The sequence below is a fragment of the Mesorhizobium sp. M0185 genome, from assembly GCF_040322175.1.
GTDB lineage: Bacteria > Pseudomonadota > Alphaproteobacteria > Rhizobiales > Rhizobiaceae > Mesorhizobium.
The window spans coordinates 1-17,745 of record NZ_JAMYSY010000029.1; the positions used below are offsets into that span (position 1 = coordinate 1).

General features: G+C 63.6%; 20 protein-coding genes. 11 read left to right on the forward strand and 9 right to left on the reverse strand.

Annotated features, from left to right (window positions below; translation table 11 throughout):
* Positions 1-183 precede the first annotated feature (183 nt).
* Complete coding sequence (gene ade / locus NKJ20_RS21335; protein WP_352746698.1) at positions 184-1,995, forward strand: adenine deaminase; 1,812 nt, start codon at positions 184-186, stop codon at positions 1,993-1,995.
* A 244-nt stretch (positions 1,996-2,239) separates the two neighbouring features.
* Here the strand turns inward: ade and NKJ20_RS21340 are convergent, their stop codons facing one another.
* The 3 genes from NKJ20_RS21340 to NKJ20_RS21350 all read right to left on the reverse strand — a co-directional run bounded on the left by NKJ20_RS21340 (position 2,240) and on the right by NKJ20_RS21350 (position 6,106).
* The gene (locus NKJ20_RS21340; RefSeq protein WP_352746701.1) at positions 2,240-3,403 is read right to left on the reverse strand and encodes an alpha/beta hydrolase; all 1,164 of its coding nucleotides are present in this window, start codon (positions 3,401-3,403) and stop codon (positions 2,240-2,242) included.
* Between the two features lie 131 nt (positions 3,404-3,534).
* Positions 3,535-4,608, reverse strand: coding sequence for an alpha/beta hydrolase (locus tag NKJ20_RS21345; RefSeq protein WP_352746704.1), 1,074 nt, complete (start codon positions 4,606-4,608; stop codon positions 3,535-3,537).
* A 103-nt stretch (positions 4,609-4,711) separates the two neighbouring features.
* Positions 4,712-6,106 (reverse strand): hypothetical protein, encoded by a 1,395-nt coding sequence (locus NKJ20_RS21350; RefSeq protein WP_352746706.1) that lies wholly within the window; start codon positions 6,104-6,106, stop codon positions 4,712-4,714.
* A gap of 128 nt (positions 6,107-6,234) precedes the next feature.
* On the opposite strand from NKJ20_RS21350, the gene ilvA reads away from it, so the two are divergent.
* A complete protein-coding gene (gene ilvA / locus NKJ20_RS21355) occupies positions 6,235-7,491 on the forward strand; it encodes a threonine ammonia-lyase IlvA (protein ID WP_352746708.1) in 1,257 nt (418 codons plus the stop codon).
* On the forward strand, positions 7,488-8,060 hold the full coding sequence (locus tag NKJ20_RS21360) for a DUF1697 domain-containing protein (protein WP_352746710.1): 573 nt from the start codon (positions 7,488-7,490) through the stop codon (positions 8,058-8,060). Before ilvA ends, NKJ20_RS21360 begins: the two co-directional genes overlap by 4 nt.
* A gap of 8 nt (positions 8,061-8,068) precedes the next feature.
* Here the strand turns inward: NKJ20_RS21360 and NKJ20_RS21365 are convergent, their stop codons facing one another.
* Both NKJ20_RS21365 and gloA read right to left on the reverse strand, forming a co-directional pair.
* Positions 8,069-8,362: a DUF2218 domain-containing protein gene (locus NKJ20_RS21365; RefSeq protein ID WP_352472739.1), complete on the reverse strand. Its 294-nt coding sequence runs from the start codon at positions 8,360-8,362 to the stop codon at positions 8,069-8,071.
* 77 nt (positions 8,363-8,439) lie between these two features.
* On the reverse strand, positions 8,440-8,880 hold the full coding sequence (gene gloA / locus NKJ20_RS21370) for a lactoylglutathione lyase (RefSeq protein WP_352720717.1): 441 nt from the start codon (positions 8,878-8,880) through the stop codon (positions 8,440-8,442).
* Between the two features lie 215 nt (positions 8,881-9,095).
* On the opposite strand from gloA, the gene NKJ20_RS21375 reads away from it, so the two are divergent.
* The 4 genes from NKJ20_RS21375 to NKJ20_RS21390 all read left to right on the forward strand — a co-directional run bounded on the left by NKJ20_RS21375 (position 9,096) and on the right by NKJ20_RS21390 (position 11,572).
* Positions 9,096-9,692, forward strand: coding sequence for a cold-shock protein (locus NKJ20_RS21375; protein ID WP_502894980.1), 597 nt, complete (start codon positions 9,096-9,098; stop codon positions 9,690-9,692).
* Between the two features lie 19 nt (positions 9,693-9,711).
* Positions 9,712-10,275, forward strand: a complete 564-nt coding sequence (locus NKJ20_RS21380) for a DUF192 domain-containing protein (protein ID WP_352620826.1) — start codon at positions 9,712-9,714, stop codon at positions 10,273-10,275.
* Positions 10,276-10,295: 20 nt separating this feature from the next.
* Entirely contained in the window at positions 10,296-11,063 is a 768-nt protein-coding gene (locus NKJ20_RS21385; RefSeq protein WP_352746715.1) for an alpha/beta fold hydrolase, read from the forward strand.
* Between the two features lie 80 nt (positions 11,064-11,143).
* Positions 11,144-11,572: a hypothetical protein gene (locus NKJ20_RS21390; protein ID WP_352746718.1), complete on the forward strand. Its 429-nt coding sequence runs from the start codon at positions 11,144-11,146 to the stop codon at positions 11,570-11,572.
* 42 nt (positions 11,573-11,614) lie between these two features.
* Here the strand turns inward: NKJ20_RS21390 and NKJ20_RS21395 are convergent, their stop codons facing one another.
* The gene (locus tag NKJ20_RS21395; RefSeq protein ID WP_352746720.1) at positions 11,615-12,229 is read right to left on the reverse strand and encodes an HD domain-containing protein; all 615 of its coding nucleotides are present in this window, start codon (positions 12,227-12,229) and stop codon (positions 11,615-11,617) included.
* A 159-nt stretch (positions 12,230-12,388) separates the two neighbouring features.
* Here NKJ20_RS21395 and cysE point away from each other — a divergent pair, with 159 nt between their 5' ends.
* Positions 12,389-13,237 (forward strand): serine O-acetyltransferase, encoded by an 849-nt coding sequence (cysE, locus tag NKJ20_RS21400; protein WP_352746722.1) that lies wholly within the window; start codon positions 12,389-12,391, stop codon positions 13,235-13,237.
* A 211-nt stretch (positions 13,238-13,448) separates the two neighbouring features.
* Positions 13,449-13,652, forward strand: coding sequence for a DUF3126 family protein (locus NKJ20_RS21405; RefSeq protein ID WP_023674799.1), 204 nt, complete (start codon positions 13,449-13,451; stop codon positions 13,650-13,652).
* A gap of 264 nt (positions 13,653-13,916) precedes the next feature.
* Here NKJ20_RS21405 and NKJ20_RS21410 read toward each other — a convergent pair whose 3' ends face one another.
* On the reverse strand, positions 13,917-14,648 hold the full coding sequence (locus NKJ20_RS21410; protein ID WP_352746724.1) for a hypothetical protein: 732 nt from the start codon (positions 14,646-14,648) through the stop codon (positions 13,917-13,919).
* Between the two features lie 119 nt (positions 14,649-14,767).
* Here NKJ20_RS21410 and NKJ20_RS21415 point away from each other — a divergent pair, with 119 nt between their 5' ends.
* Positions 14,768-15,112: a DUF6949 family protein gene (locus tag NKJ20_RS21415; protein WP_352746725.1), complete on the forward strand. Its 345-nt coding sequence runs from the start codon at positions 14,768-14,770 to the stop codon at positions 15,110-15,112.
* An 18-nt stretch (positions 15,113-15,130) separates the two neighbouring features.
* Positions 15,131-15,658 carry a gamma carbonic anhydrase family protein gene (locus NKJ20_RS21420; RefSeq protein ID WP_352746728.1) on the forward strand — a complete coding sequence of 176 codons (528 nt, stop codon included), beginning with the start codon at positions 15,131-15,133 and terminating at the stop codon, positions 15,656-15,658.
* Positions 15,659-15,715: 57 nt separating this feature from the next.
* Here NKJ20_RS21420 and NKJ20_RS21425 read toward each other — a convergent pair whose 3' ends face one another.
* Both NKJ20_RS21425 and NKJ20_RS21430 read right to left on the reverse strand, forming a co-directional pair.
* Positions 15,716-16,462 (reverse strand): SDR family oxidoreductase, encoded by a 747-nt coding sequence (locus NKJ20_RS21425; protein WP_352746730.1) that lies wholly within the window; start codon positions 16,460-16,462, stop codon positions 15,716-15,718.
* Positions 16,463-16,492: 30 nt separating this feature from the next.
* Positions 16,493-17,680, reverse strand: coding sequence for an MFS transporter (locus NKJ20_RS21430; protein WP_352746733.1), 1,188 nt, complete (start codon positions 17,678-17,680; stop codon positions 16,493-16,495).
* Positions 17,681-17,745 lie beyond the last annotated feature (65 nt).

Below are 17,745 nucleotides of genomic sequence, written 5' to 3' on the forward strand. Positions count from 1 at the left end.
TTCCCATCAGCCATCGCATCAAGAAATGCGCCTGGAACGACGACTATCTCATCAATGCCATCACTCATATGCGATAGCCCTGCCCGCAAGGGGGGGAGATCTGCAACTTCGCCGTCCGCGCTTACTTCCTCGCTGGTCAAAATCCTCGTGGCTTGGCACAGTCGGGCAAAGAGGAGCCTGTTGATGCCGAAGACCGCCAATGCGACGAAACCAAAACCCTGGGCCGAGATGGCGACGCATCTGGTCGATGTCGCTATGGGCCGCAAACCCGCCGATCTCGTCATCCGCAACGGGCGCTGGGTCAACGTCCATTCGGGCGAGATCATCGCCGGCACCGACATCGCCATTGCCGGCGGCCGCTTTGCCTATTGCGGGCCGAACGCCGGCCATGCCATCGGCCAGGGCACCAAGGTGGTCGATGCCGGGGGCCGCTATCTGGTGCCGGGGCTTTGCGACGCGCATATGCATGTCGAGAGCGGCATGGTGACGGTGACGGAATTCTGCCGCGCGGTGATCCCGCATGGTACAACTTCGATGTTCATCGATCCGCATGAGATCGCCAACGTGCTCGGCCTGCCGGGCGTGCGGCTGATGCATGACGAGGCCGTCGCCATGCCGGTCAACGTACTCGTGCAGATGCCGTCCTGCGTGCCCTCCGCCCCGGGGCTGGAGCATGCCGGCGCCGAGCTGACCGTCGCCGACGTTGCCGAGGCGATGAGCTGGGAAAACATCATCGGGCTCGGCGAGGTGATGAATTTTCCGGGCGTCGCCGCCAACGATCCGGTGATGTCGGGCGAGATCGCGGCGACGGTCAGGGCCGGCAAGACCGTCGGCGGGCATTATGCCTCGCGCGATCTCGGCCTGCCGTTTCACGGCTATGTCGCCGGCGGCCCGGAGGATGACCACGAAGGCACGCGCGCCGAGGACGCCATCGCCCGCGTCCGCCAGGGCATGAAGGCGATGCTGCGGCTGGGCTCGGCCTGGTATGACGTGGCCTCGCAGATCAAGGCGGTGACGGAGAGCGGGCTCGACCCGCGCAACTTCATCCTGTGTACCGACGACAGCCACTCCGGTACGCTGGTGCACGAAGGCCATATGGACCGGGTCGTCCGCCACGCCATCAGCCAGGGCTTGAAGCCGGTGACGGCGATCCAGATGGCGACGCTCAACACCGCCCAGCATTTCCGGCTGGAGCGCGAGATCGGCTCGATCGCGCCGGGACGGCTCGCCGATCTGCTGATCGTCTCCGACCTCGCCGAAATGACCATCGACGAGGTCTATGGCCGCGGCGTCAGGCTGGCCAAGGGCGGCAAGCTCGAAATCGACGTTCCAGCCTACAATTATCCGCGGACGGCGAAGAACACCGTCAAGCTGGGCAAGAGGCTCAAGGCCGGCGATTTCGACATCGCCGCACCCATGGGCGCCAACGAGGTGCGGGTGCGCGTCATCGGCGTCATCGAGAATCAGGCGCCGACGCGGGCGCTGGAGGCCGATCTTGCCGTCGAGGACGGGCTGGTCGCCATGGATCGCCGCAACGATGTCTGCCAGATCGCGCTGGTCGAACGCCACAAGGGCACCGGCGGCGTCACCAACGCCTTCGTCTCCGGCTTCGGCTATATCGGCGACTGCGCCATGGCGTCGAGCGTGGCCCACGATGCCCACCACATCATCGTCGTCGGCACCAACAAGCAGGATATGGCTCTGGCCGTGAACCGGCTGGGCGAGGTCGGCGGCGGCGTCGTGCTGTTTTCCAACGGCAAGGAGCTGGCGCTGGTCGAAATGCCGATCGCCGGGTTGATGTCGGACGAGCGCGCCGAAATCGTCGCCGCCAAGGCGGACCAACTCAGCGACGCCATGCGCCAGATGGGCTGCTCGCTCAACAACGCCTACATGCAGCACTCGTTGCTGGCGCTGGTCGTCATCCCCGAGCTCAGGATTTCCGACGTCGGCCTTATCGACGTGACGACTTTTCAGAAGGTCGATCTGTTCGTTTGAAGAATCATTGAACCCTGGAGGGACAGCGCCCCCCTCTGTCCTGCCGGACATCTCCCCCTCAAGGGGGGAAATTGGCAGTTTCGTTGACAGCGCCTTGTTCAAAGATGGAGATTGGCGAAAGCCGAAAGTGGTGGCCAATCTCCCCACTAGAGGGGGAGATGTCCGGCAGGACAGAGGGGCGCGAAGGATCGCTGCCGTGCGCTTTGTTCCGAACTGACGTCAACAGTGACCGCTCATCGATCGCTCACCCGCCGGTGGCGATGGTCAGCACTTTGAACGGCGTGGTGATGACGATTTCGGCGACCGAACCGACGGCCTTGCCGAGGCCCTGGCCGAGATTGTCGAGCTGGGCCGGCGCGGTCTCTTCGGAGGCGAGGCCGGCCGGGGCGCGCAGGCGGTCGCCGAGCAGCTGCACCAGGAACGGGTTGTCGGCGAATTTGGCGTGGTTCAGCCGGTCGCCGCCCTTGGTCTTGGTCAGGTCGACCACCGAGACGCCATAGCTGGCGAGGTCGGCCGCGTCGCCATAGTCGCCGACGCGCGGCTTGTCGCCGGAGATCAGGGTCGACAGCCTGAGCGCCCGGTCGTCGCCCGAAAGCAGCACGGCGAACGGCTTGTCGGGCTTGCCGTAGCGGATCATCTGCTTCTTGAACACGTCGACGTCGATGTCGGGCGAAGCCAGGATGACGTAGCCGAGCTTGCCGCCGAGGTCGCGGTCGCCGGTGATGGCAAGCTGGCGCAACGCTTCCATGGTCACCCAGGTCCCCATCGAATGGGCAATGATGTCGATGCTCTTGGCGCGGCTCTTGGCGAGCATGCGCAGCGTCGCTTCGAGATCGTCGCGCGCCGCATTGGCGCTTTCCTTGTCGTAGATGTAGCCGGTCGTCTTGCCGCTCGACGCCCACGAAAACAGCACCGGCGTTCCTGGATATTTCGTGTCGTGCGCGATCTGCGTCAGCCGGTAGATGCCGTCGTCGAAGCCGTTGTTGAAGCCGTGCACGAAAACCAGCGCGCGGTCGCCGCGCATCGCGATGTCGGCGCCGACCGCCTTGGCGAATTGCGGCGCGCCTTCGTAGAAGGTGACGCCGGTCGCCGTGAAATCCTTCGCCGGATTGCTGTTGGCCGAGCCCTTGACCCGCTCGATGGCGCCGAGCTGGTGGATTTTGGGCACCGTCACCTCGACGCTGGCAAAGCTGGTGGTCGGCGAACGGTCGCCGTCGAACACCTGCCGGGGCGCTTTCATTGCCTTTTGCCGGGTCGTTGCGACGAAGATTTGATGCGTCGCCGCGATATCGGCAGCAGGCACGGTGATTGTCGTCTTGTTGAGCAGATCGTGCGTGTTCTGGCCGGCGCAGCTTGCCAGCGCGAGCGCGAACGCAACGACGAGAAAGATCTTCGAAGGCACGATCACGCGGGCTCCCGCAAAGGCGACGTCGAGCCGGAGACGTCTTGGCCTATTCGATAGAGGCAGAGCCCGGCACGGTCCAGTTCAAACTGTTCCGAAGGTGCGGCAATGGTCAACAATCACGCCGCGCAATGCAGCTATTGTCCGACCGAGGCGATGCGGTCGGTCACCTCGCGGTCGCTGGCAAACCCGTCATCCTCGCGCAGCTTCTGGCCGATCAACTGCACCAATTCCGGATTGTCGGCGAATTTGGTGTGGTTGAAGCGGTCGGCTCCCTTGACGCTGGAGAGATCGACGACCGACACGCCATAGCTGGCGAGGTCGGCGGCGTTCTTGTAGTCGCCGACGCGCGGCCGCGCACCGGCGATCAGGCCGGAGAGCCGCAGCGCCCGGTCGTCGTCGGAGAGCAGCAGGATGAACGGCTTGTCCGGCTTGCCGTAGCGGCGCATCTGGCTCTTGAACACGTCGACGTCGATGTCGGGCGAGGCCAGCACGACGTCGCCGAGCTTGCCGCCGAGATCGCGGTCGCCGGTGATGGCGAGCTGGCGCAGCGCCTCCATGGTGACCCAGGTTCCCAGCGAATGGGCAACGATGTCGATGCGCCGCGCGCCGGTCTGCGCCAGCATTCTCAGCGTCACTTCGAGCTGGTCGCGGGCAACGCTGGCGCTTTCTTTGTCGTAGACATAATCGGTGGTCTTGGCGCCCGACGCCCAGGAAAACAGCACCGGCGTGCCCGGATAGCCGGAATCATGGGTGATCTGGGTGACGCGGTAGACGGCGTCGTCGAAGCCGGTGTTATAGCCGTGGACGAAGACCATGACGCGGCCGCCGCGCGCCGCGATGTCGGCGCTGAGGGCGCTGGAGAATTTCGGCTGGGTGTCGTAGCCGACGACCTCGGAAGCCATGAAGTATTTGGCCGGATCGTCCGACTTGCCGCGCGAGCGCCGCTCGATCTGGCCTGTCTTGTGGATGCCGGGGACGGTGACGTTGACGCGGGCATAGTTCAGCGTCGCCGAACGCTCGCCGTCGAAGACCTTGTTGGGATCGTCGGAGCGCTTGCGCGTCGTGGCGATGAAGATCGAGTGATTGCCGGCGATTTCCGTCACCGGCACCGCCATCATGGCGCTGCCGAGCAGTTCCTCGGTTTGGCGGCCGCCGCAGCCGGCGAGCAGCGCGGCAATGAGAATGATGCAAATCGTCTTCAAGGGCACTTAAGCAATTCCACTCCGGCCTGACCAAAGGCCCATCCACCTCCGCCGCACCTCCCGGACAGGCCAAGTGCGGCGGAAGTAAGTCGCAGGCGCCGAAATGCGCTCAGCGCCTCGCGACTGCCATCGCACTGTTGCGCGAAAGCCAGAACGGCGGCAGGAACGCCGGAATGTTGGAAAACGGCAGCACTTCCGGCTTCAGCCTTATGCCGAGCACGTCGGCCATGAAGGCGCGGCGCGCTTCGATGCGGCGCCAGGCTTCGGGATAGCGCGCGGCGATCTCTTCGCGCAGCGCCTCGTCGGCCAGCGCGATGCCGTCCTCGATGTTTGTGGTGAAATAATCGGTGCCGGTCGCCGGGATGATGTCGACCTGCAAGGCCATGCCCGACTTCAATCTGATGTCGGAGCCGAAAAATACCGGCGAATGCATCCATTCGTCGATATGGATGAGATGGCCGGGGTTGAGCGTTACGCCGAAGAACCGATCGCCGATGCGGTCGTGCACCGCTTGCCACAACGCGCCGCCGGGAACGCCGATGCCGACCGTCTCGTACCAGTCGACGACGGCGCAGAAATAGGGCGCGACCACCTTCTCGACATAGTCCTGGATGCCCCTCGGAAGCTCGGCCGCGTCCTCGACCAGAAAACCGGCGCGGGCATTGAGCGAGCCCTGGATGCCATAGGCCATGGTGATCGGGTCGCCGCGCTTGATGATGTCGAGGTGCGGGCTCGGCAGGCCATAGGCCGCACGCTTTCCGGCCGACAGCATCGGGTGGCAGCATTGCGGCAGGCCGTTGATGCCCATCAGCCGCGCCGCCTGCAATTCGGTCATGCCGGGTTCGATGCCTTGCAGCACATTGCGCAGGCCTTGCGAGGAATAGGTCGCGGCGAATTCGAACGCCGCCAGCTGGTCGGCCTCGTTGATGGCGCGCAGGCCGTCGGCGGGGTTCATCAAAAGGTTCGCCGCGTTGACGATCACGCCCCTATCGCCGGCAAGCGTGCGCAGCGTGTCGGCGATGAAGGACGGCAGGTCGAGCGTCGTTTCGCCAAAACCGGCATCGCCGGGGCCGAACGGTTTCCAGCCGATGGCGCCGATGCGCTGGCCGGCTTTTAGGCCGCAATCGACGAGGATGTCGGCCAGCGCTTGCGAGCGGTCGCGCGGCTGCGCCGGCAGCGAAAACGTCTGGTAGAGCACGCGCTCGTACGGCCCGTCGCAGATCTCGGCATAGCCCCAGCCCTCATTGCCGACCAGCAGTTTCGGCGGCTTGCCGGGAACGATGACCAGCAGCGTTTCCTCGAAGCGCGGATCGTAGCCGCAGAGGTAGGCGACATTGGCCGCATGTTCGCGGTCGCCATAGACGACGAAGGCATCGAACCCGCCAAGTGCGACCAGCGCCGCGATACGGGCCTCATAGGTGGCGCGGTGCACCAGTGGCATCACTGTCGGCTCGCCGAACTCCGGCAGCGACACGGTTTTCCGGGCAACCGATGCGACAGGCATGAGCAAACGCCCCCAAATGCTTACGTTGATTCCGGAAATGCCCCTTCGGGGCGGCCGGACAATGGCTTCACGAGGCCAGATATGCAATAGCGGGACCGAACTTGCGTAGCCTGTGGGGTGCTCTTGCCATGACCAGTTTCTCCTCTCGCGTCGCTGCCGCCGCTGCCGCGATCCGCGAGATTTTTCCGGAGACGCCGCTGCAGGAAAACGACTATCTGTCGAAGAAGACCGGCGCGCGGGTGCTGCTGAAGCGCGAGGACCTGACGCCGGTGCGCTCCTACAAGATCCGCGGCGCCTTCAACTTCTTCCGCAAGGCGCTCGCTGCCGGCAACGCTGCGGAGCTGTTTGTCTGCGCTTCGGCCGGCAATCATGCGCAGGGCTTTGCCTTCGTCTGCCGCCATTTCGGCAAGAAGGGCGTCGTCTTCATGCCGGTGACCACGCCGCAGCAGAAGATCGATAAGACGCGGCTGTTCGGCGGCGCGTTCGTCGAGATCAGGCTGGTCGGCGATTTCTTCGACGACTGCTACCGCGCCGCACTCGAATTCACCGAAACTGCCGGCGCATACATGGTGCCGCCGTTCGACCATAAGGACATCATCGAAGGGCAGGCGACCGTCGCCTACGAGATATCAGGCCAGATGCCCGGCGCGCGCATGGCTGATATCGTCATGCTGCCGGTCGGCGGCGGCGGCCTGGCCGCCGGCGTCATCCATTATTTCGCCGACCAGCAGCGAGAGACACGCTTCGTCTTTTGCGAGCCGGCCGGCGCCCCGAGCCTGAGCGAGAGCCTCGCCACCGGAAAGCGGGTCAAGCTCGCCAAGGTCGACAATTTCGTCGACGGCGCAGCGGTGGCCGAGATCGGCCGCGAGCCGCTGCGCCACCTCAGGGAGTTTGCCGCCGACACCGTGCGGCTGATCCCGGAAAACCGGCTCTGCGCGACCATGATCGAAATGCTCAATGTCGAAGGCGTCGTGCTCGAGCCGGCCGGCGCGCTGGCGATCGATGCTCTTAAGGATTTTTCCAGGAAGGAAATCAGGGGCAAGACCATCGTTGCCGTGGTGTCGGGCGGCAATTTCGATTTCGAGCGGCTGCCGGATGTGAAGGAACGGGCGCTGCGCTTCGAGGGCTTGAAGAAATACTTCATCATCCGCTTTCCGCAACGGCCCGGCGCGCTGCGCGATTTCCTCGAATTGCTGGGCCCCGACGACGACATCGCCCGCTTCGAATATCTGAAGAAATCGGCGCGCAATTTCGGTTCGGTGCTGATCGGCATCGAAACCAAGGACCGCCACAATTTCGACCTGCTCAAGGCGAATTTCGACGCCGAGAGCGTCCATTACCAGGACATCACCGACAACGAGACGCTCGCCGGGTTCATCATATGAGCAGCAACGATCTTCCGAACGCTCCGGCGGACGTTTTTATCGCGCTGTTTTCCGGCATCAATGTCGGCGGCAACCGCATCGTCAAGATGGCGGAACTCAGGTCATTTTTCGAGCAGCTCGGCTTCTCCGATGTCGCCACCTATGTGCAGAGCGGCAACGCCGTGTTCCGGTCGCCAGATGGCGATGCGGCGACGCTGACCAAGCGGTTGGAAGCGGAATTCGAGAAGAAATGGGGGTTCCATTCACGCATCATGGTGCGCGATCTCGGCTGGCTCGAGCGGCTGGCGGCGGACAATCCCTATCCGGAAGTGGCCGGCGAGCCGACCAAGCTGCATGCCTATGCGCTGGAGCGCCGGCCGACCGCCGAGGAGGTCGCCCGGCTGGCGGAAAAATGCACCGGGCCAGAACGCTTCGAGATCAAGGGCGACGTGCTCTACCTGCATGCGCCTGACGGGCTCGGCAAATCGGTGTTTGCCAATCAAATTCCGCGCGTTCTGAAGGTGCCGGGCACGGCGCGCAATTGGCGCACCGTGCTGATGCTGCTGGACATGGCCAAGGCCGGCGGTTGACAGGTCGTCTACGCGGTCGGAGCGCGTTTCCAGTCGAATGCCAGCTCTTCACGGAAGGCGAAGCGCTTGATGTGCTCGGCGACGACCGTTTCCAGGCGCTCGAGCGAGCCGGCTTCATCGGTCGTCACGGCAATGTGCAGCGCAGCCGGGTCGGCATCGAGAACCGTGCGGCCGAGCGTCAGATCGATGGTGCCGTGGTTCGGGTCGAACTCGACGGGAAACTTGTGCGCCCAATGTTTGCACAGCTGCTGCAGATAGCGGCTGGCATGTTCGGTGGCGACGTCGACATGGCTGGCCGGCATGAATGAATTCTCCTTGGGAATGCGGACGCGAAAACCGAACCAGGTCCGCCTGCGTCCGTTCAAGATGGCGTGATCGGTTACCAGCTGCCGGTGTTCGGCATCGACGCCCACGGCTCGGCCTTCGGCTTGGCCGGACCTTTCTGCAACAGCTCGATCGAGATGCCGTCCGGCGATTTGACGAACGCCATGTTGCCGTCGCGCGGCGGCCGGTTGATGGTAACGCCATTGTCCATCAGCCGCTGACAGGTGGCGTAGATGTCGTCGACCTCATAGGCGAGATGGCCGAAATTGCGGCCGCCCTTGTAGTCTTCCGGGTCCCAATTGTAGGTCAGCTCGACCAGCGGCGCTTTCTCGCTGATGCCGCTTCGCTCGTCTTCGGGGGCGGCGAGGAAGATCAGCGTGTAGCGGCCTTGCTCGTTTTCATGGCGGCGCACTTCCTTGAGGCCAAGCTTGTTGCAGTAGAAATCGAGCGAAGCATCGATGTCGGCGACACGGACCATGGTGTGCAGATAGCGCATGATTTCCTCCTTATGTTGCGTTGCGGCGCAACATAGGGGCGGCCCGGCCAAAGGGCAATTGGCCACGTTTGCCGGCGCCGGAAAACGGCAAATCCGCTATTCCTGTATGGAACCGTGAAAAAAGGCACGTCAGGTCTTGCACACACCGGAAGCCGCGGTGTTAATCTGATACCAAGAATCAGTTGCGGTGTTTGTTGAAAAAAGGGGGCGTTCTTATGGGGGAAAAGGCCTCTTTCATGGGGCGGGACGGGGCCGGTAAAGATGCGTTGAAGCGGGATGAGAGCGCCGATACGGCCGATCTCGTCGAAATCGCCGGCGCCATCAAATGGTTCGACGTGGCCAAGGGCTACGGTTTCATCCTTCCCGATGATGGTACTTCGGGCGACATCCTCCTCCATGTGACATGCCTTCGAAAGGACGGTTTTCAGACCGCCCTGGAAGGCGCCCGTGTCGTCTGCCTAGTCAAGCAGGGCGAGCGCGGGCTGCAGGCCTTCCGCGTGCTCTCGATGGATGTCACCACGGCGGTGCATCCGGCGGAGATGCAGGAGCAGCGCACCCATGTTGCGGTGACGCCGGAAAGCGGCCTCGAACGGGCGCTGGTCAAATGGTTCAACCGCACCAAGGGGTTCGGCTTTCTGACCCGGGGCGAGGGCACCGAGGACATTTTCGTCCACATGGAGACGCTGCGCCGCTACGGCATCACCGAACTCCGGCCGGGCCAGGTGGTGCTGGTCCGCTTCGGACGCGGCGACAAAGGCCTTATGGCTGCCGAAATTCACCCCGATATGGGTACCTTGCCGGTCTCGCATTAGTTCCGGCCGAGGATTTCATATGGCTCACAGGAACCGGGTGACCGCGGGCGCGCTCTGCGCCGGGATTTTCCTCATCGTCGCCGCAAGTGCGTTCTTCTATTTTCAGCAACCGAGTTCCGCCGACGGCAAGGCGATGATCCTTCCCGTCGACCCGGCGCCGCTGGTCGCGGTGACGAAGGCCGGCGAGCGTTCTTTTTCCGTGGAAATCGCCGACACGCCCGCCGAGCGCGAAGCCGGGCTAATGTTCCGCCGGCACATGGCCGACAATCACGGCATGCTGTTCGTGTTCGGCGCGCCGCAGGATGTGAGTTTCTGGATGAAGAACACGCCGATGCCGCTCGACCTGATCTTCGTCGGACAGGACGGCCGGATCCGGGCAATCGAGCAAGGCGAGCCGCAGTCGGAGGCGATCATCTCGCCGGACGAACCGGTGCGCTTCGTGCTCGAGCTCAAGGCGGGCACGGCCGCCAAAAAGGGCATTAAGGACGGCGACCTGCTGCGCCATCCGGCCATCGGCACGGCGCCGGGGCCGGCCATGCCGCCGCCCGACAAGGGCGATGCGCCGAGTGTCGATTCCGACTGAGCGGGCAGGATCTTCGGCCGATGCAGTTCTTCTCACATGACGGTTTCGACCTTGCTTTCCTTGACCGCCAGCCGGCATCGGGGCAGGGCGATCCGGTGCTGATGATCCACGGCTTTGCCTCGAGCCATTACGTCAACTGGGTGTCGCCCGGCTGGTTCAAGACGCTGAACGACGCCGGCTATCGTGCGATCGCCTTCGACAATCGCGGCCATGGCTCGTCGTCGAAGAGCTATGACGAAGCCGACTACACGCCGGCAAAAATGGCGTCGGACGCGGCAGCGCTTTTGAACCATCTCGGCATCGAACGCGCTCATGTCATGGGTTATTCGATGGGCGCGCGCATATCGGCCTTCCTGGCGCTCTCCGACCCGGAGAAGGTGGCGACGCTGGTCTTCGGCGGTCTCGGCATCGGCATGATCGACGGCGTCGGCGACTGGGATCCGATAGCCGACGCCCTTCTGGCCGACGATCCGGCAGGCACCAGCGATCCGCGCGGCCGCTCGTTCCGCGCCTTCGCCGATCAGACCCGCAGCGATCGCCGCGCGCTCGCCGCCTGCATCGCCACCTCACGCGAATTGCTGAGCGAGGCCGACATTGCCCGCATTGCCCAGCCGACCTTGATTGCGGTGGGAACCAAGGACGACATCGGCGGCTCGCCGGATGAACTCGCCGCTTTGATGCCCAACGCCAGGGCTTTTCACATCGAAGGCCGCGACCATATGCTGGCGGTCGGCGACAAGACCTTCAAGCAGCGCGTGCTGGAGTTTTATGCCGAGCATCGGTTTTGACGGATGGCTCCCCAAAAGCGGCCATTGGGCCTGAAGCTGGGGTTCTTAGCGGTTTTGCAACGATACGGGGATAACTAAGCGTGACGCGTGGATCGGTTCAAACCCGCCACGCGCTGAACGAGGGGGCAGAGGGTACGATGGCACAATGGGGAAGAAGCGACGCCGCTTTGCTGGGCGTCGTTGCGAAAAGCAGGTTCGGCGAATGGTCCGTTGTTCTAGGGCTGGCTGCATTGGTGGCAGGCGCGATAGCGATCACCGCGTTGATGGCAATGCCGAGCGACGCGTCCGTGCTTATCCAGCACAGTGTGACAGGCTTCTTCATGGCGGTATTTTTCCTGATCGGGCCATTGGCGCATCTTACCGGCGCGGTCTTCGGGCTGATGGCGCTGGGTCGTCCAAACGACAATCGTTTGCTCGGCCTGGCTGGCATCGTGGTCAACGGCGCGTCGCTTGCCGCCGGGGTGTTTATGCTGTGGGCCATGGCATCGACCATAGGCGCGTTTACGTGATTTCGGGCAAATCTTCCGGACGCAAGTGGCCGACGCGTCGGGCTACGATCGGCGCGGGCTGTGCCCCAGCGCCCTGAGCGAGCGCGCCATGTTATGCCGGGCCTGGGTTTCGAAGCGCCGGCGGAATTCCTCGCTGTGGAAGATATGCGGACGCGCGAGGAAGCCCTCTAGCACTGCGGCACGGCCGGCCCGCCACATCGGCTCATCGACCCACTTATATTCGCGGCGAACCGCCTGCTCGTAGGCGTCGAACACGTCGGGCGCAGCACCCAGGATCGCCAGGTCTATGTCGAGGAACAGCGCCGCGTCGCGAACCGAATGCTGGTCGCCAAGGGGCGGCAATTCGTGGCCGGCGGTGGCAGTGATCATCGCCGCGATGTGGCCGAGGCGTTGTGCATCGGCGCGACCGGCGAGCTTTTCCTCGGCAAGTGCGGCACTCCTCGCCTCATTGTCCTTGGCGCGGCTGTCGTAGATCGCGTCGTGAAACCAGATCGCTGCCTCGACTGCTTCAGGATCATGCAACAACGCCTTGTAATCATTGGCCAGCGCCAGCATCGCCTCGATGTGGCCAAGGTCGTGGTAGTGGCGATCTTCGGCCTCATAGAGCGCGGAAAGCTCGCGCTTCAGGGTCTCGTCCATCAAGGTTGCGTTTTCCATGGCTGCTTGAAATTCCGCCAACCAAATCCATTTCACGAAGCACTAAGGAAAATTGAGTTCACCCGTGCTATGATCTGGCTTATAGGTGCGGCCGGAGAATAGGCAAGCCGCCAACCGAGACATTGGATGGCCGAGACATTGGATGGCCGGAGACATCAGATGAACAGCGTTACGATTTCCCGTCCCACCAGGGTGCAGCCGGTAGATCCGATCTGGCGTTCGATCCGCGACGAAGCGATGGAAGCGGTCAACCGCGATCCGCTGCTGGCGGCGTTCCTCTATTCGACCATCCTCAATCAGGAAAACCTGGAAGAAGCGGTCATTCACCGGCTGGCCGAGCGCCTCGCCCATCAGGACATCGGCTCCGACCTCATCCGCCAGACGTTCAAGGCGATGGCGGCCGACGACAACGACTGGTCGACGACGGTGCGCGTCGATATCCAGGCCTATTACGACCGTGATCCGGCATGCGACCGCTTCATCATGCCGGTGCTCTACTTCAAGGGTTTTCACGCCATCCAGACGCACCGGCTGGCGCATTGGTTGTGGAACCAGGGCCGCCAGGACTTCGCGCTGTATTTGCAGAGCCGGTCGTCCTCGGTGTTCCAGACCGACATCAATCCGGCTGCCCGCATCGGCAAGGGCATCTTCCTCGACCACGCCACCGGCCTCGTCGTCGGCCAGACGGCGGTGATCGAGGACGACGTGTCGATCCTGCACGGCGTGACGCTGGGCGGCACCGGCAAGGCCGGCGGCGACCGCCATCCCAAGATCCGCTACGGCGTGCTGATCGGCGCCGGCGCCAAGATCCTCGGCAACATCGAGATCGGCCATTGCTCGAAGATCGCGGCCGGCTCGGTGGTGCTGTCGCCGGTACCGCACAACAAGACGGTTGCCGGCGTGCCGGCCCGCGTCGTCGGCGAGACCGGCTGCGACCAGCCTTCGCGGCAGATGGACCAGCTGTTGCCATCGCAGACGATGGACCACGTCGTCAGCTTCGACATCTGAGTGCTCGGGCAGGGACTGAATTCCTGCCCCCCATGCCGGCTTGCCTTTACATGGCCATTGTCGACGTGCCAGAAGCGCGCTCACCAATGCATGTCGCCCAAAGTGCCCAGCGGTTTTTGGGATAGCGACATGCATGAAGCAAGATTTAAAGCGCGTCGCATCGTCTCTTCAGACGCGACGCACTTTAGCAAGCGACGATCGGAGAAGACTGTTGAAGCCGGACGAAATCAGAAAGCTGGACGCCTATTTCAAGCGCACCTTCCAGAACCCTAAACTCGAAGTGAAGGCGCGGCCGCGCAAGGAAGATTCGGCCGAGGTCTATGTCGGCGACGAGTTCCTTGGCATCGTCTTCAAGGACGAGGACGACGGGGACTATAATTTCTCGATGGCGATCCTCGACATCGACCTGGCCTGAGTCGGGAGTTTAGCTGGCCGCTACGCCTCAAGCGCTGCGGCGGTACGGAACCTTACAGGACGGCGGCGGGACAGCGCCCTCCTCTGGCCTGCCGGCCATCTCCCCACGAAGGGGGAGATTGGCAGCCTCGGCGCTGCACTCTTCCTGCAACATTGGAGATTGGCGAAAGCCAAGATGACGGCCGATCTCCCCCCTCGTGGGGGAGATGTCCGGTAGGACAGAGAGGGGCGCGAAGGATCGCTACGGAACGGCTCGTTTCGTTGCTTACCGCCCGGTCTTCAGCACACGCGCTGCTTCGGCAGAAATCGCCGCGTCGAGCCCCTGCCAGTCGCCCAGGAATTCCCGGGGGAAGCGGTAGGTAAGGCTGAGATTGTCGCCGACCAGGATGTCGCGTTCGCAGGGCGCCAGCGATTCGTCGGCGCTCGGGCCGCTCAGGCAGCGTGCGACGAACGGATCCTTGCCGGGGCGGTTTGCCACCGCCAGCACTTCGTCGAGATAGCCTGATTTTTCGCTGAAGGCGTAAAGCGTCGTGCCGCCAGGGCCGGGCGTACCCGGCTTGGCGATCAGCGCGCTGTAGATCGGCGCGAAGCGGCCGCTCATGTCGCGCGACATCATCTGCGGCTCGAACGACAGGAAGACGATGTCCTTGCTGGGTCCGGTGTGGTTGAAGTCGTTGCGGGCAGCCTCGCTGTAGCCGTCCATCTCGGGATAGCGCAGATAGAGGTCGAGTCGCGAGGCGATGCCGTCGCGCCGGGCCTGGGCAAAGCGGATGACATTGGCCGGCACGGCGATGACGTTGTTGCCGATGACGACCTTGTGGACCGTGGTTTCGTCGGTGTACCCGGCCATGGCGATCGAGCGGCCGAACCATTTGCCGCCAAGGCTGATCGCCACCGAAAGCAGCGCCAGCGTCGCGAACGCATAAAACACTCGCTTCATCAGCGTCGAATCGACGACGCTGAGTTGCGGGCCCTCTGTGGCGGCTGCCTGCTTCATCGCGACCCTCGTTTACCGTCCATCGGGTGTGCCCGAGCGGCACATCTCGGCCCGGCACGGCTCTTGCTTCGCAGCTTTTGCAAGCGACTTTGCGATTTCATGGTAAACGGAGGGTAAAGATGGGCCCGGTCGAACAAATCATATTCAGTTTTATGGCTGGGCTGACGGCTTGCGGCCTGGCCGGATCGGCGATGGAGCTGATCGCCGGCCGGAGCCTTGCCTTCGTCCAGCCCTATGTATCGTCGAAGCACATGCTGCGCTCGCTCGCCGCGACGGCTTGCGCCGGGCCGCTGATGTTCGCCAACGAGGCGCTGGACGCCTGGCGCGAGCGTCGCATCTCGGTGCTGGGGCTGATCTCCTGCGGCTGTACGGCGACCATCTGGGCGCTGGCGCTGGGCATGGTGGTGATCGCCATTGCGTCCTGGGCGGCTTCGCTTCTAGGGTCTGGCAGCTTGTCGGTGTGAGACGATCTGGAGACAGCAATGCCGATCTACGCGATTGACGGAAAAGCGCCCGCCTTCGAGGACGCCGACAGCAACTGGATCGCGCCCGATGCCACCCTGATCGGCAATATCAGCATTGGCCGCAATGCCGGCTTCTGGTTCGGCGTCGTCGTCCGCGGCGACGACGAGCCGATCGTCGTCGGCGCCGACACAAACGTGCAGGAGCACACAATCATGCACACCGACGCCGGCTTTCCGCTGACCGTCGGCCAAGGCTGCACGATCGGCCATCGCGCCTTGCTGCACGGATGCACGATCGGCGACAACAGCCTGATCGGCATGGGCGCCATCGTGCTGAATGGGGCGAAGATCGGCAACAACTCGCTGGTCGGCGCCGGCGCGCTGGTCACCGAAGGCAAGCAATTTCCCGACAATTCGCTGATCGTCGGCTCGCCCGCGCGCGTCGTCAGGATGCTCGACGAGGACGCAGTCGCCAGGCTGCGCGCCTCGGCCGCGCATTATGTGGCAAACGGCAGGCGGTTCAGGGCGGGGCTGAAGAAGGTCTAGCCGACCCGGAAATGGCGGAGCCGCGCCTTGAGATACCGAAGCATAACCCCTTCCAAGTCACACCGGCTGGGCGGTCGGCCGGAACAAGATCTCGTTGATATCGACGTCGTCGGGCTCGTTGATCGCGAAGGCGACCGTTCGGGCAAACGTATCTGGCCCCACGGCGATCTTGCTCACGAAGTCGCTGGTCCCCTGCTGGATATCCTTCTCGCTGATATGCTCGAGCAACTCTGTGCTGACAGCGCCCGGCGAGATCACCGTGGTGCGGATATTGTAGGGTTTCACCTCTTTCCGCAGACCCTCGGATAGCGCACGCACCGCGAACTTGGTGGCGCAATAGACCGCCGCACCCGGGTCGACCACATGGCCGTATACGGACGAGACATTGATAATGTGCCCCGATCGCTGCTCCTTCATGTACGGAAGCGCGGCCGCGATGCCGTAAAGGACGCCCTTGATGTTGACGTCGATCATCCGGTCCCATTCGTCGACTTTGAGCCGTTCGAGCGGGGCCAACGGCATGAGGCCCGCATTGTTGAGCATCACGTCGATGCGGCCGAATTCCCGGACCGCCGTGTTCACCAGATTCTGGACCTGGCCGGCGTCGGTGACGTCCGTAGTAACGGCCTTGGCTTTGTGCCCAGCGGCGGTCAGTTCCTGGATAAGGGCGTCGATGCGGTGTGACCGCCGTGCACCCAGGACCACGGAAGCGCCTCGTGCGGCAAGATGGCGTGCCGTCGCTTCACCGAGGCCACTGCTGGCACCGGTGATGACGACGACCTTGTTCTCGATTCCTTCGGACATGAGATTCTCCTAGACAAGAATTGGAAGAGTTCAGGTGCGGGGGCCGGCCGAGGCGGCGAGCAAGGCCGAGCCCGTGAGCAGGACCGCGGCGAGAAGGAAGGCGCTCCACCAACCGGCCACGTCGAACAGCAGGCCTCCTGCAATAGCGCCGCCTGCGATCGCGAACTGGATCAGGGCGACCTGGAGTCCGCCCCCGGCCTCCAGGTCTTCAGGGATGAGCGTGCTCATCCAGGTGTTCCACGCCACCGGGATCGGGGTAGCGAACAGTCCCCAAAGAACCAGCAGGCCGTCCGTGGCGCGTGCAAACGGTCCAAAGGCAATCAGCAGTAGAGCGAAGACCGCGAGTGCACTCGGCAGCCCGATCAGCACGGCTGTGAGGTGCCGCCGGAGTATGAGGCCGATGATCGACAGTCCCGCCACGCCACCGAGGCCGACGCCCAATAGAGCCAGTGAGAGGGTGTTGACCTCAAGGCCCGTCACGTTTTCCAGAAACGGCCGCAGATAGATCGAGAGCGCGTTCTGCCCGATGAAAGCGAGCCCGGTCGCGCCCATGCCGATGGCGAATCTGCGATTCCGCAGCAGGCCGAACATGCTCGACACCGAGGCGATCTCTATCGGCGGCATCTTCGGGAGAACGGCCAACTGCCACACGAGCGCCGCAAGGCCGATGGGGACAGTGACGAAAAAGGTTCCCCGCCATCCGATCAGCGATCCGAGGAAGCTGCCGACGGGCGCGGCGATCACCAATGCGAAGGCAGTGCCACCCTGGAGCAAGGCAATGGCCTTGGGCAGGTCGGGTCCCGCGGCCAGGCGGGCCAGAATGGCCGTCGACAGTGACCAGAAACCGCCGATCGCGATGCCCACCAGCGCCCGCCCGGCCAGGAAGACCAGGAAGTTGGGAGCAAGCGCCACCGCCAGGCTCGATGCGGCCAGCACTGCCGTATAGACCAGAACCACCGTCCGTCGATCGACGTTTCGCAACAGCGAGTTGCCGAAGAGGCTGGTAACCACGGCGAAGAATCCGGATACCGCGATTGCCTGGCCTGCCTGACCCTCGGAGACGGCCAGATCCTGAGCGATCGGGGTGAGCAGGCTCACCGGGAGGAACTCCAGTCCGACCAGAAGGAAGATCAGCAGCGACAGGCAGACCACCGCAGACCATGGGGTCGTCCCGCTGTCAGCAGCAGTGGCCTCGTCCAGCACGAAATCGATGGTCATAAGGCAGTCTCCTGTCCGTTCCCGAACTAAGTAGTCGGGCTGGCCAAATGCGACTAGCGGGTATA